We start from the raw sequence: 13,825 nt of genomic DNA on the forward strand, positions 1-13,825 counted from the left end.
CCTTCAGTGATCACTTCTGTGCTGGTCGCCAACCGGGGCGAGATCGCCTGTCGCGTCTTCCGCACCTGCCGCGACCTGGGCATCCGCACCGTCGCCGTGCACTCGGACGCCGACGCGAACGCCCTCCACACGCGGATGGCGGACGTGAGCGTACGACTCCCGGGGGAGACGCCCGCCGACACCTATCTGCGCGGCGACCTTGTCGTGAAGGCCGCCCTCGCCGCCGGGGCGGACGCCGTGCACCCCGGCTACGGCTTCCTCTCCGAGAACGCCGGCTTCGCCCGGGCCGTCGAGGACGCCGGCCTGGTCTGGATCGGCCCGCCCCCGTCCGCGATCGAGGCGATGGCGTCCAAGACCCGCGCCAAGCAGCTCATGGGCATCGAGCCCCTCACCGACGTCACCGAGGCGGACCTGCCGGTGCTGGTCAAGGCGGCGGCGGGCGGCGGCGGCCGTGGCATGCGCGTCGTACGCCACCTGGCCGGCCTGGAGGCCGAGTTGGCCGCCGCCCGTGCCGAAGCGGCGAGTGCCTTCGGCGACGGCGAGGTCTTCGTCGAGCCGTACGTGGAGAACGGCCGCCACGTCGAGGTGCAGATCCTCGCCGACACCCACGGCACGGTCCGGCCGCTCGGCACCCGCGACTGCTCCCTCCAGCGCCGCCACCAGAAGGTGATCGAGGAGGCCCCGGCCCCCGGCCTGCCCGCCGAACTCGACGAGGAGGTCCGCGCCCTCGCCGTACGGGCCGCCCGGGCCGTCGACTACGTGGGCGCCGGAACGGTCGAGTTCCTCGTCGCCGACGGCAGGGCGCACTTCCTGGAGATGAACACCCGCCTCCAGGTCGAACACCCTGTCACGGAGGCCGTCTTCGGCATCGACCTGGTGGCGGAGCAGATCCGCGTCGCCGAGGGCCACCCCCTCGGAACCGACCCGGCCCCCGCGCGCGGCCACGCCGTGGAGGCCCGCCTGTACGCCGAGGACCCCGCCCGCGACTGGTCCCCGCAGACCGGCACCCTGCACCGCCTGTCCGTCCCCGGGCCCGTCCGCCTGGACACCGGATACACGGACGGCGACGAGATCGGCGTCCACTACGACCCCATGATCGCCAAGGTCGTGGCCCACGCCCCGACCCGCGCGGAAGCCGTCCGCACACTCGCCTCCGCCCTGGAACGCGCCGAGATCCACGGCCCCGCCACCAACCGCGACCTCCTGGTCCGCTCCCTGCGCCACCCCGAGTTCACCGCGGCCCGCATGGACACCGGCTTCTACGACCGGCACCTGCCGGACCTGACCGAGCCGCACCCCTACCCGCACGCCCCCCTGGCCGCCGCCCTCGCCGACGCCCACGGCCGTTCCCGCTTCGGCGGCTGGCGCAACGTCCCCTCACAGCCGCAGACCAAGCGGTACCTGATGGCGGGCGAGGAACACGAGGCCCGCTACCGGCACACCCGGAACGGCCTGGAGGCGGACGGGGTGCGGGTGGTGCACGCCGACGCCCGTCTTGTGATCCTCGAAGTGGACGGGGTGGAGCGGAAGTACGAGGTCACCCGCTACGGCGAGCAGGTCTACGTCAACACCACCGCCCTGACCGCCCTGCCCCGCTTCCCCGACCCCACCACCGACCACGCCCCGGGCTCCCTCCTGGCGCCGATGCCGGGCACCGTCGTCCGAGTCGCCGACGGCCTCATGGCGGGAACACCCGTGACGGCGGGTGAGCCCCTGCTCTGGCTGGAGGCGATGAAGATGCAGCACAAGATCACGGCCCCGGTGACGGGAACACTGACCTCGCTGCCGGTCACCCCCGGTCAGCAAGTGGAGCCGGGCATGCTGCTGGCGGTCGTGCAGGAGGCCTGAAGGGGCGCGGGGAACCGCGCGACAAGCCACATCCGGCCCGCACCGAAAGGACTCCTCATGGACACCGAAGACCACAAGGCGCTCCGGGAAGCCGTCACCGCCCTCGGCAAACGCCACGGCCCCGGCAGCGACCCCATCCAACTCTGGTCCGAAGCCGGGAAACTCGGCTACCTCGGAGTCAACCTCCCCGAGGAGTACGGAGGAGGTGGCGGCGGCATCTCCGAACTCTCCATCGTCCTCGAAGAACTCGGCGCAGCCGGCTGCCCCCTCCTCATGCTGGTCGTCTCACCGGCGATCTGCGGCACCGTGATAGCCCGCTTCGGCACAGACGCCCAAAAACAACAGTGGCTCCCCGGCCTGGCCGACGGCACCCGCCTCATGGCCTTCGGCATCACCGAACCCGACGCCGGCTCCAACAGCCACCGCATCACCACCACGGCACGCAAAGACGGCACCGACTGGCTCCTCACCGGCCGCAAGGTCTTCATCTCCGGCGTGGACATCGCGGACGCGACCCTCATCGTCGGCCGCACCGAAGACGCCCGCACCGGCCGCCTCAAGCCCTGCCTCTTCATCGTCCCGCGCGACACCCCCGGCTTCGCCCGCCGCCCCATCGACATGGAACTGAACGCCGCGGAGAAGCAGTTCGAGCTGACGCTCGACGACGTACGGCTGCCCGCCGACGCCCTGGTCGGAGACGAGGACGCAGGCCTGCTCCAGCTCTTCGCCGGCCTCAACCCCGAACGCATCATGACGGCCGCCTTCGCGATCGGCATGGGCCGCCACGCCCTCGCGAAGGCCATCGAGTACGCCCGCGACCGGACCGTCTGGAACACCCCCATCGGCGCCCACCAGGCCATCGCCCACCCCCTGGCCCAGGCGCACATCGACCTCGAACTCGCCCGCCTGATGATGCAGAAGGCCGCCCACCTCTACGACACCGGCGACGACATGGGCGCCGGAGAGGCCGCCAACATGGCCAAGTACGCCGCCGGAGAGGCCTGCGTGAAGGCCGTCGACCAGGCCGTGCACACCCTCGGCGGCAACGGCCTCACCCGCGAGTACGGCCTCGCCCGGCTGATAACGGCCGCGCGCGTGGCTCGTATTGCCCCGGTGAGCCGGGAGATGATTCTCAACTACGTCTCCCACCAGACCCTGGGCCTGCCCAAGTCGTACTGAGGACCCTGAGACGGCCCGCGCCGCGAGGAGGAACCCGCCATGTTCCGCAGCGAGTACGCAGACGTCCCGCCCGTCGACCTGCCCATCCACGACGCGGTCCTGGCCCGGGCCGCCGAGTTCGGCGACATCTCGGCGCTGATCGACGGCACGGACGGCACCACTCTCACGTACGAGCAGGTGGACCGGTTCCACCGGCGCGTCGCCGCCGCCCTCGCCGAGGCCGGTGTCCGCAAGGGCGACGTCCTCGCCCTGCACAGCCCCAACACCATCGCCTTCCCGACCGCCTTCTACGCGGCCACGCGCGCGGGCGCCACCGTCACGACCGTGCACCCGCTCGCCACCGCCGAGGAGTTCGCCGAACAGCTGAGGGACTCGGCGGCCCGCTGGATCGTCACCGTGTCACCGCTGCTGGACGCCGCCCGCCGGGCCGCCGAACTCGCGGGCGGCGTACGCGAGATCTTCGTGTGCGACAGCGCGAGCGGCCACCGCTCCCTGATCGACATGCTCGCCTCGACGGCCCCCGAACCGCGGGTCGCCATCGACCCCGCCGAGGACATCGCGGCCCTGCCCTACTCCTCCGGGACCACCGGCACCCCCAAGGGCGTGATGCTCACGCACCGGCAGATCGCCACCAACCTCGCCCAGCTCCACCCGGCGATCCCCGCGGGCCCGGGAGACCGCGTCCTGGCCGTGCTGCCCTTCTTCCACATCTACGGCCTCACCGCCCTGATGAACGCGCCCCTGCGGCAGGGCGCCACCGTCGTCGTCCTGACCCGCTTCGACCTGGAGCAGTTCCTCGCCGCCGTCCAGAACCACCGCATCACCGCCCTGTACGTGGCCCCGCCGATCGTCCTGGCCCTCGCCAAACACCCGGCCGTCGCCCAGTACGACCTGTCGTCCCTGCGGTACATCGTCAGCGCCGCCGCACCCCTGGACGCCCGGCTCGCCCTCGCCTGCTCCCGGCGCCTCGGCCTGCCGCCCGTCGGCCAGGCCTACGGCATGACGGAACTGTCGCCCGGCACGCACGTCGTCCCCCTCGACGCCATGAACGACGCCCCGCCCGGCACCGTCGGCAAACTCATCGCCGGCACCGAGATGCGCATCGTCTCCCTCGACGACCCCGGCAAGGACCTCCCCGCCGGCGAACCCGGCGAGATCCTCATCCGCGGCCCCCAGATCATGAAGGGCTACCTCGGCCGCCCCGACGCCACCACCGCCATGATCGACGCCGACGGCTGGCTGCACACCGGCGACGTGGGGCAGGTGGATGGCGACGGCTGGTTGTTCGTCGTCGACCGCGTCAAGGAACTCATCAAGTACAAGGGCTTCCAGGTGGCCCCCGCCGAACTGGAGGCCCTCCTCCTCACCCACCCGGGCATCGCCGACGCCGCCGTCATCGGCAGGTACGACGACGACGGCAACGAGGCCCCGCACGCCTACGTGGTCCGCCAGCCGTCCGCCGCGGACCTCACCGAGGCGGAGATCATGATGTACGTCGCCGAACGCGTCGCCCCCTACAAGCGGATACGCCACGTCACCTTCATCGTCGGCGTGCCCCGCGCGGCCTCCGGCAAGATCCTCCGCCGACAGCTCAGGGAGAGCGCATGACGCTGATCGCCCGCACCCGCGCGCGAGCCGTGGAGACCCTGTCCCTCGACTCACCGCACAACCGCAACGCCCTGTCGGCGGCCCTGGTCGGCGAACTCGCCGGCGCGCTCACCGACGCCGGCAAGGACACCGGCGTCCGCGCGATCGTCCTCACCCACACCGGCAACACCTTCAGCGCGGGCGCCGACCTCAAGGACCCGCCGCCCCCCGAGGCCCTGGTCGCCCTGCTGCGGCAGATCATCGAGCTGCCCAAACCGGTCGTCGCCCGCGTCACCGGCCACGTCCGCGCGGGCGGCCTCGGCCTCCTGGCCGCCTGCGACATCGCCGCCGCCTCCACGGAGGCCACCTTCGCCTTCACCGAGGTCCGCATCGGAGTCGCCCCCGCGGTCATCTCCCTCCCGCTCCTGCCCCGCACGAACCCCCGCGCACTGGCCCGCCACTACCTCACCGGCGAACGCTTCGACGCGGCCGAGGCGGTGGCAACGGGCCTGCTCACGACCTGTGACAGCGATGTCGACCGCCTCCTCGGCCCCATCCTCGAGGGTCTGCGCCGCTCCGCGCCCGACGCCCTGGCCGAGACGAAACGGCTGCTCACGGCTAGGGTGCTGGAAGCCTTCGACCGGGACGCGGACGCCCTGACCGCGCTCTCGGCCCGGCTGTTCTCCTCCCCGCAGGCCCGCGAGGGGATGACGGCCTTCCTCGAGCGACGGGATGCGGCATGGGTGGTGTGAGCACGGCCGACCGTGCGGAGAGAGTCCCCAAGCAGGACCGCAGCCGGGCCACCCGGCAGCGGCTCCTCGAAGCCGCCGTGGCCTGCCTCGCCGAACACGGCTGGGCAGGCTCCACCGTCTCCGTCGTCGCCGAACGCGCCGGCGTCTCCCGCGGCGCCGCCCAGCACCACTTCCCGACCCGCGAGGACCTCTTCACGGCGGCCGTCGAATACGTCGCCGAGGAACGCTCCACGGCCCTGCGCGCCCTGTTCCCCGAGGGCGCGGCAGGCGACCGCCACGCCGTCGTCGCCGCCCTGGTCGACCTCTACACGGGACCGCTGTTCCGCGCGGCCCTCCACCTGTGGGTCGCCGCCTCCAACGAGGAGCAGCTCCGCCCCCGCGTCACCGAACTCGAATCCCGCGTCGGCCGCGAGACCCACCGCATAGCCGTCGACCTCCTCGCCGCCGACGAATCCCTCCCCGGCGTCCGCGAAACGGTCCAGGGCCTCCTCGACATGGCCCGCGGCCTGGGCCTCGCCAACCTCCTCACGGACGACGCGGCCCGCCGCGAACGGGTGGTGGCCCAGTGGGCGGGGCTGCTGGAGGAGACGCTGGGCTGACCACGGGCGACCGGTTCGGATGGCCGAGTGGTAGCCCGAGGACGCGGTTCGTGCGGCCGGCGAGGACGACACCCTCCGCCACGAGGACTTCCGGACCCGCCTGGCCGCCCTGCTCGACGGCCACCGCACGGCGTACGTGTGGGGCGGGATCTGAACCTCAAGGACTGAGCCGCTCCACCCGCCAGCTCCCGTCCGGCCGCTCCACGTACCGCAACCGGTCGTGCAGCCGGTTCTCGCGGCCCTGCCAGAACTCCACCGTCTGCGGGGCCACCCGGAAACCGCCCCAGTGCGGGGGCACCGGCACCTGCTCGCCCTCCGGATAGCGCGCGGCCAGCTCCGCGTACGCGCCGTCTATGTCGGCCCGGGTCGCGATCACCGAGGACTGGGCGCTGGCCCACGCCCCCAGCTGCGAGCCGTGCGGGCGGGTGCGGAAGTACGCCGCCGTCTCGTCCCGGCCGGTACGCCGGGCGATCCCGCTCACGATGACCTGCCGGGCCATGGGGTGCCAGGGGAACAGCAGCGAGACGAAAGGGTTCTCCGCCAGGTCACGGGCCTTGCGGGAGTCGTAGTTCGTGTAGAAGACGAAGCCCTGCTCGTCGAAGTGCTTCAGCAGCACCGTACGGGAACTCGTCCGCCCCTCGGCGTCGGCCGTCGAGACGATCATGGCGTTCGGCTCGAACAGCCCGCCGTCCGTCGCGGCCTGCTTGAACCAGCGCGCGAACTGCTCGACGGGCGTGGCGGCGAGCTCGGTCTCGGAGAGCCCCTCGGCCCGGTACTGCTTGCGCATCGAGGCCAGATCGAAGGGAACGTCGTCGCGGTCGGTCACCCGGTCATCTTGCCGTACGGACGGTGTCCTTCGTCACTGCGTGGCACTGAGTGCCGTGAACCCTCCCCAACGGTGGCACTCGGGGATATCGTTTCCGTGCCGTTCCGGTTGGGTGACCGTCGGCCGGACGGGGCATCACAGGGGCAACCGGCCAGGACCGCGAGTCGCCGTACACGACCGTGGATCCACTGGACGGCCGCCTTCGCAAGCCGACTGACACATGGTTCGTACGTCCCACCCCACATCACACCATCTGTCACTTCCATCACGAGGAGCCGCCTGATGTCCGACTTCGTACCCGGGCTCGAGGGAGTCGTCGCATTCGAGACGGAGATCGCCGAACCGGACAAGGAGGGCGGCGCACTCCGGTACCGGGGCGTCGACATCGAGGACCTCGTCGGCCACGTCTCGTTCGGCAACGTCTGGGGCCTGCTCGTCGACGGAGCCTTCAACCCCGGTCTGCCGCCCGCCGAGCCCTTCCCCATCCCCGTGCACTCCGGCGACATCCGCGTGGACGTCCAGTCGGCCCTGGCCATGCTCGCGCCCGTCTGGGGCCTCAAACCCCTCCTCGACATCGACGCCGAGCAGGCCCGCGCCGACCTGGCACGGGCGGCCGTCATGGCCCTGTCCTACGTCGCCCAGTCCGCCCGCGGCCAGGGCCTGCCGATGGTCCCGCAGCGGGAGATCGACAAGGCCCAGTCCGTCGTCGAACGCTTCATGATCCGCTGGCGGGGCGAGCCGGACCCCAAGCACGTGGCGGCGGTGGACGCGTACTGGACGAGCGCCGCCGAGCACGGCATGAACGCGTCCACGTTCACAGCTCGTGTGATCGCCTCGACGGGCGCCGACGTCGCGGCCGCGCTCTCCGGCGCGGTGGGCGCGATGTCCGGCCCGCTGCACGGCGGCGCACCCTCCCGCGTCCTCGGCATGATCGAGGAGATCGAACGCACCGGCGACGCGGAGGCCTACGTCAAGAACGCCCTCGACAAGGGCGAACGCCTCATGGGCTTCGGCCACCGCGTCTACCGCGCCGAGGACCCGAGGGCGAGGGTCCTGCGCCGCACCGCCCGCGAGCTGGGAGCCCCCCGCTTCGAGGTCGCCGAGGCCCTGGAGAAGGCGGCCCTCGCGGAACTCCACGCCCGCCGCCCCGACCGCGTCCTCGCGACCAACGTCGAGTTCTGGGCGGCCATCGTCCTGGACTTCGCCGAGGTCCCGGCGCACATGTTCACGTCCATGTTCACCTGCGCCCGCACGGCCGGCTGGTCCGCCCACATCCTGGAGCAGAAGCGCACCGGCCGCCTGGTCCGCCCCTCGGCCCGCTACGTGGGCCCGGGCACCCGCGACCCCCACGACATCGAGGGCTACGAGGACATCGCCCACTGACCCACCCCACCCACGGCCTCACCCGTCCCCGGGTGGGGCCGTCGGCATGCCCCGCCCCGAGAGCCGGTCGAGCTCCTCCCCGATGGCCTCCCGCAGCGGCTCGTGCCGAGCCCCGAGCGCGTGGCGCTCCTCGCCCCACATCCCCCGCGGGTAGAGCCACACGGGCAGCCGCACGAGCTCCGCGGGCTCCCAGTCGTACCGCGGCCACACGTGCGCGTGCAGAAACCCGTCGGCGTTCCCGAGAATCTCCAGATTGACCCGCCGGAACCCCGGCTCCACCCGCCGGCAGGCCAGCTCGACGGCCTCTCCCAGCCGGTCCATGTCGGCCAGGAACGCCAGCCGCCCGCTCCGCGGCAGCTCGGACAACCGCCGCACCGCGGGATCATCGGTCAGCAGCACCGAGTAGCCGGGCAGGAACTGCACATCCCCGATCACCGCGAACCCGGACTCCAGCCGCCGCATCACGGCCGGGTTCTCACCCCGCAGAGCACTGCCGATCCGGTCGTCGCGCCACGCACCCACTGTCATCGCCCCCGGAAGACGCGGAAAAACGCAGACGACCCGCGAGTCTGGTTCCTCCTGGGGAGGAGCCGGCCGGACGTACCGGCGACTCGCGGGTCGGGTGACTGCCTGAGATTGGGCCGGCTGCACGCTCGCTCACGCGCTGGCTCGGCACCGCACTGAGTGTGGTGACGGGCCGCTAGCCCGCAGCCACCTCACGCGTCCGGTTTCCATACATCTGCCGAACCACCTCCTCTCTCGTGTACCTGGAACCCTAAGAAACCGTTCGGCTCGGGATCAACCGTTTTTTTCGGGGAACGGGAGTGGGAGGTCCGCCTCGCGGGCCGTCTCCGTGGCGTTGACGTGGGGATTGCCGCCGTACAACGATTCCTTCAATGTTGTGGGAACTCGGTGTGCGCTGGGTCACGTTCCAGTTGAATGATTGCAAGGAGCGAACCGACGTGCCGTACGTGCGGACGCAGCCTGCAGGGGGTCCAGGTGAGTGCTTCCCGGCGTAGTGGGACCACCGACGAGCTGGGGCCGGACGAGCCCGAGCGGGAGAGTTCGGATGGTTCGGATCTGCTTGCCGCTTTGCTGGACGGCATGGACGCGGCGCTGTGCGCGTTCGACGCCGACGGAGTCGTGACGCACTGGAACCGTGAGGCCGAGCGGATCCTGGGGTGGGGCGCCGACGAGGCCGTGGGGCGGCATGGGCTGGCCGGGTGGGCCGTGCGCAGCGCTGACGCCGAGGAGGTCGAGGGGCGGCTGCTGTCGGCGATGCACGCGCCGGGGCGGCAGGTGCACGAGTTCGCCCTGCTGACGAAGGACGGCGGGCGGGTGCTCGTCCGTACGCAGTCGGCGGCGGTGCTCGGGCCCGACGGCAAGCCCGCGGGGGTGTACTGCGCGTTCAGCGAGGTGCACGCGCAGATCGATCTGGAGCGCTCGATCGCGCTGAGCGAGGCCCTGTTCGAGGACGCCAGCTGGGGTGTCGTGCTGGTCGACGTCGATCTGCGGCCGGCCGTGGTGAACGCGCACGCGGCCCGGGCGCTGGGCACGGGCCGTACATCGGTGCTGGGACGGCCGCTCGGGGAGTTGCTGTCGCACGGCGTGGAGGAGCTGGAGAGCGCGCTGCAGCACGTGCTGGCGGAGGGCGCGCCGCCCGCGCCCGCCGAGGTGTGGGTGAGTGTGCGGGCCAAGGAGGGCGAGCAGCGGCGGTGCTGGCGCAGCGGCTTCCTGCGGCTGGCCTCGCCGCTCGCGGAGGAGCCGGTTCCGCTGGGTGTGGGCTGGTTGTTCCAGGATGTGACGGAGGCCAAGCAAGCCGAGCAGGAGGCTTCCTTGCTGCGCTTCCGTACGCAGCAGCTGCACCGCGCTTCGCGGGCCGCCGCCGAGTGCGAGGACCCGGCGGAGGCGGCGACGGTCCATCTGGACTTCGCCCTGGCCGGTTTCGCCGACCACGGGTTGATCGACCGGGTCGCCGGTGGCGCGCTCACGGACGCGGAGGCCGAGGGGCCCGTCCGGCTGGTCCGGGTCGCCGCCACACCGTCCGGAGCGCCGGGCCCGAGCAGGCTGGCCGGTCAGGCGGGCCTGCCCGTCCGCTACGCCGAGGGGCATCCGGCCCTGCAGTGCGTGGAGCGCGTCGGGTCTCTGCGCGCGAGTGCGGGGGCCGCCCCGCCCGAGGCGGCCCGTGAGTGGGCGCTGGCCCGCCAGTGGCCTCCGGACGCGGTGCACGCCCTGTGCGCGGTGCTGCGCAGCCGGGGCCGGACCCTGGGCGTCGTGACGTTCCTGAGGGGCGCCGGCCGCAGTGCCTTCGAGCGGTCCGACGCGATGTACGCGGAGGACGTGGCCGTACGGATCGCTGCGGCGCTGGATCTGGCGGGGCTGTCGGACGGGGAGTGAGGGGCGCCCGTACCGGCCCGGTCAGTGCCGGTAGAAGATCCGGTCGCGGTACTGCTCCATCACCCGGGCGTTCCAGTCGTGGCCGCCGTCGACGTTCCCGGAGCGCAGCAGGGGCGGCTCGATGCCGCGGTCGGCGAGGGTGGTGGCGGCCGTCGCCATGACGGCCTGGAGGAGGGCGGAGGTGACGACCGTGGAGGCGGGGGCGAAGGGGGCGGGGATGTCGTCGTGGGTGAGTTCCGCGTCGCCGACCGCGATCTTGGAGTCGAGGACGAGGTCGCAGTGGTCCTTCAGGTAGGTCCCGGAGGCGTGCCGGGACTTCGTCTCCGAGGCGTAGGCCACCGAGGTCACGCCGATGACCTTGACGCCCAGGGCGCGGGCGTTCATGGCCATCTCGACGGGCAGGGCGTTGCGCCCCGACAGGGAGATGATCAGCAGGGCGTCGCCCTCGCGGAGCGGGGAGCTGTCGAGGACGGCGCTCGCGAGGCCGTCGACGCGTTCCAGGGCGGAGCCGAGGGGCGCGGGCATGACGTCGACGCCGACGACACCCGGTACGGCGAGCAGGTTCATCAGGGCGAGGCCGCCGGCGCGGTAGACGAGGTCCTGCGCGGCGAGGGAGGAGTGCCCGGCGCCGAAGGCGAAGAGCCGGCCGCCGTCGGCGACGGTGTCGGCGAGGAGCGTCCCGGCCGCGGCGATGCTGTCGGCCTCCTCGTCGCGCAGCCGCCGCAGCAGGCCGATCGCGGCGTCGATGAACTGGCCGGCCGGCGCGCGGTCGCTCATACGGGGTCCCTTCAGGCTGGCCTCGCGGCTCGTGTCGCGCATCACGGTGCGGTCTGGACCAGTGCGGTGTCAATACGGCCGTGAGGGGCGTGGAGCGAGTGCCGGGGAAGCGCCCGAAAGAGAAGTCCGTACCCTGGCGGACGGCCGGGTAATCTCCGGCTTTCCCTCCCGCGGCACGGTTGTCGGTGGTATCCGGCAGAATTGGGTGCAGGGCCAGCGCACACGCCGGTGAGCCGTCCAGCCTCCGGCAGATCTCATTCGAGGGGCACGTATGTCCGGACTGATCGACACCACGGAGATGTATCTCCGCACCATCCTCGAGCTGGAGGAAGAGGGTGTGGTCCCCATGCGCGCCCGTATCGCCGAGCGGCTGGACCAGAGCGGGCCGACCGTCAGCCAGACCGTGGCGCGGATGGAGCGCGACGGTCTGGTGTCCGTCGCCAGCGACCGGCATCTGGAGCTGACCGACGAGGGCCGCCGGCTGGCCACGCGTGTGATGCGCAAGCACCGCCTGGCCGAGTGTCTGCTCGTCGACGTGATCGGTCTGGAGTGGGAGCAGGTCCACGCCGAGGCGTGCCGCTGGGAGCACGTGATGAGCGAGGCCGTGGAGCGCCGGGTCCTGGAGTTGCTGCGGCATCCGACGGAGTCGCCGTACGGCAACCCGATCCCGGGTCTGGAGGAGCTCGGCGAGAAGGACGGCGCCGATCCGTTCCTGGACGAGGGCATGGTGTCGCTGGCGAGTCTCGACCCGGGTGCCGAGGGCAAGACGGTCGTGGTGCGCCGGATCGGCGAGCCGATCCAGACGGACGCGCAGCTGATGTACACGCTGCGGCGGGCGGGCGTGCAGCCCGGCTCGGTGGTGAGCGTGACGGAGTCGGCGGGCGGGGTGCTGGTGGGCAGCGGCGGCGAGGCGGCCGAGCTGGAGTCGGAAGTGGCCTCCCACGTGTTCGTCGCCAAGCCCTGATCCGGCCGGGTCGCCGGGGCCGGAGCCGAGTGGCCGGCTTCGGCCGACTCCCGTTGCGCAGGGGGTTCTTGTGGCGTTGGCGTGATCCGGACCGAATCCGCGGTCCGGTCCGGCGAATGGCAGCGCTCGTACGCTTCCCGTGCGACGCTGTCGCGTGAGGCATATGACCTGAGGGGCTCTGGGCCGTGGCTCGACAGCGATGTCGCCCGGCCGGGGAGGGGGCGGGAGGATGTGCCGTGGAGATGTGGAGGGCCCCGGCGCCCTGTGGCGCCGGGGCCTGTCCTCCCCTGTGCTGACCCGGAGCCCCGAGCTCTCAGGGTCATTCCCCTCGGACCGGTTTCCCCGAGCGGTCCGCCTCCCGCTGAAGATCTCCCCCGGGCAGCGGCGATCAATCCCCGGGGGTGGTCACTCGAACGAGGGGTGTTGCCCGCGAGAACCCCATTCTCGAATGCGCTTTCGATAGTCTGCGGGCGGTGCACGGCACACTTGCACCGACAGGTACGGCAACCAGCACGGCAGAAGGCACAGCAGGCAGAACACGGTTCCAGGACCGGCCGGCTCAGACAGCCGCGGTCCGCGCGAAGCTTGGGGGGTGCCAGGACATGGCGCGACGCATCGACGTGACCGGGACGGGCGGCGTACGCCTGGCGGCCTGGGAGTTCGGGGACCCGCCCAAGACCGATCCGGCGCAGGACGGTCAGGGGGCGCACGACGGGCACACCGCGCCGGAGGGCTCCCCGGGCGTGCTGTTACTGCACGGCCTCATGGGCCGGGCCTCACACTGGGCGTACACCGCCCGCTGGCTCTCCGCGCGCTACCGCGCCGTCGCCCTCGACCAGCGCGGCCACGGCCGCAGTGACAAACCCCCGCAGGGCTCCTTCACGCGTGACGCCTACGTCGACGACGCCGAGGCCGCTCTGGAGCAGCTCGGTCTCGCCCCGGTCGTCCTCATCGGCCACGCCATGGGCGCGCTGACCGCCTGGCAGCTCGCCGCGCGGCGTCCCGACCTGGTCCGCGGGCTGATCATCTGCGACATGCGGGCCTCCGCGCTCGGCGCCGCCTCCCAGCGCGAGTGGGACCAGTGGTTCAAGGCCTGGCCGCTGCCCTTCGCCACGCTCGCCGACGTCCGCAAGTGGTTCGGCGAGGACGACCCCTGGGTGGAGCGGCCCAATCCGGCTCGTGGCGAGTTCTACGCCGAGGTGATGGCCGAGTCCCCGGACGGCTGGCGCCCGGTCTTCGAACCGGAGCAGATGCTCCGCTCCCGCGAGACGTGGGTGTACGACGCGCACTGGGAGGAGCTGGCCCAGGTCCGCTGCCCCGCCCTGGTCGTGCGCGGCCTGGACGGCGAGCTGGGCCGCGCCGAGGCCCAGGAGATGGTCCGGGTCCTGCCCCGCGGCCAGTACGCGGAGGTCGCCGACGCCGGCCATCTGGTGCACTACGACCAGCCGGAGGCCTGGCGCGCCGCGATCGAGCCCTTCCTGGACTCCCTGGGCGACGACTGACGCCGCCTCCG

12 protein-coding genes are annotated in these 13,825 nt (G+C 72.2%); 9 read left to right on the forward strand and 3 right to left on the reverse strand.

Annotated elements, in window-relative coordinates:
* Positions 1–6 precede the first annotated feature (6 nt).
* From HNR57_RS18795 to HNR57_RS18815, 5 genes are read left to right on the forward strand one after another with little or no spacing between them, the layout of a single operon-like run.
* Positions 7–1,848, forward strand: coding sequence for an acetyl/propionyl/methylcrotonyl-CoA carboxylase subunit alpha (locus HNR57_RS18795; protein ID WP_184561159.1), 1,842 nt, complete (start codon positions 7–9; stop codon positions 1,846–1,848).
* A gap of 57 nt (positions 1,849–1,905) precedes the next feature.
* A complete protein-coding gene (locus HNR57_RS18800; RefSeq protein ID WP_184561160.1) occupies positions 1,906–3,027 on the forward strand; it encodes an acyl-CoA dehydrogenase family protein in 1,122 nt (373 codons plus the stop codon).
* A gap of 39 nt (positions 3,028–3,066) precedes the next feature.
* A complete protein-coding gene (locus HNR57_RS18805) occupies positions 3,067–4,635 on the forward strand; it encodes a 4-coumarate--CoA ligase family protein (protein ID WP_184561161.1) in 1,569 nt (522 codons plus the stop codon).
* Positions 4,632–5,366: an enoyl-CoA hydratase family protein gene (locus HNR57_RS18810; RefSeq protein WP_184561162.1), complete on the forward strand. Its 735-nt coding sequence runs from the start codon at positions 4,632–4,634 to the stop codon at positions 5,364–5,366. The genes HNR57_RS18805 and HNR57_RS18810 overlap by 4 nt, the downstream gene beginning before the upstream one ends.
* Positions 5,354–5,965, forward strand: coding sequence for a TetR/AcrR family transcriptional regulator (locus HNR57_RS18815; protein WP_184561163.1), 612 nt, complete (start codon positions 5,354–5,356; stop codon positions 5,963–5,965). The genes HNR57_RS18810 and HNR57_RS18815 overlap by 13 nt, the downstream gene beginning before the upstream one ends.
* Positions 5,966–6,122: 157 nt before the next feature.
* Here HNR57_RS18815 and pdxH read toward each other — a convergent pair whose 3' ends face one another.
* Positions 6,123–6,791, reverse strand: coding sequence for a pyridoxamine 5'-phosphate oxidase (gene pdxH / locus HNR57_RS18820; protein WP_184561164.1), 669 nt, complete (start codon positions 6,789–6,791; stop codon positions 6,123–6,125).
* Between the two features lie 282 nt (positions 6,792–7,073).
* Between pdxH and HNR57_RS18825 the strand changes: the two genes are divergently transcribed.
* The gene (locus HNR57_RS18825; RefSeq protein ID WP_184561165.1) at positions 7,074–8,174 is read left to right on the forward strand and encodes a citrate synthase 2; all 1,101 of its coding nucleotides are present in this window, start codon (positions 7,074–7,076) and stop codon (positions 8,172–8,174) included.
* A gap of 18 nt (positions 8,175–8,192) precedes the next feature.
* On the opposite strand, the gene HNR57_RS18830 is transcribed toward HNR57_RS18825, so the two are convergent.
* Positions 8,193–8,702 (reverse strand): HIT family protein, encoded by a 510-nt coding sequence (locus HNR57_RS18830; protein ID WP_184561166.1) that lies wholly within the window; start codon positions 8,700–8,702, stop codon positions 8,193–8,195.
* Positions 8,703–9,113: 411 nt separating this feature from the next.
* Here HNR57_RS18830 and HNR57_RS18835 point away from each other — a divergent pair, with 411 nt between their 5' ends.
* Positions 9,114–10,571, forward strand: a complete 1,458-nt coding sequence (locus tag HNR57_RS18835) for a PAS domain-containing protein (protein ID WP_184561167.1) — start codon at positions 9,114–9,116, stop codon at positions 10,569–10,571.
* A 21-nt stretch (positions 10,572–10,592) separates the two neighbouring features.
* Here the strand turns inward: HNR57_RS18835 and HNR57_RS18840 are convergent, their stop codons facing one another.
* On the reverse strand, positions 10,593–11,348 hold the full coding sequence (locus tag HNR57_RS18840; protein ID WP_184561168.1) for an SIS domain-containing protein: 756 nt from the start codon (positions 11,346–11,348) through the stop codon (positions 10,593–10,595).
* Between the two features lie 271 nt (positions 11,349–11,619).
* Between HNR57_RS18840 and HNR57_RS18845 the strand changes: the two genes are divergently transcribed.
* Together HNR57_RS18845 and HNR57_RS18850 are read left to right on the forward strand one after the other, a co-directional pair.
* Positions 11,620–12,312 (forward strand): iron-dependent transcriptional repressor DtxR, encoded by a 693-nt coding sequence (locus tag HNR57_RS18845; protein ID WP_184561169.1) that lies wholly within the window; start codon positions 11,620–11,622, stop codon positions 12,310–12,312.
* A gap of 602 nt (positions 12,313–12,914) precedes the next feature.
* Entirely contained in the window at positions 12,915–13,814 is a 900-nt protein-coding gene (locus tag HNR57_RS18850) for an alpha/beta fold hydrolase (protein ID WP_184561170.1), read from the forward strand.
* Positions 13,815–13,825 lie beyond the last annotated feature (11 nt).

Source organism: Streptomyces paradoxus, from assembly GCF_014202475.1.
In the GTDB taxonomy this organism is placed as follows: Bacteria; Actinomycetota; Actinomycetes; order Streptomycetales; family Streptomycetaceae; genus Streptomyces; species Streptomyces paradoxus.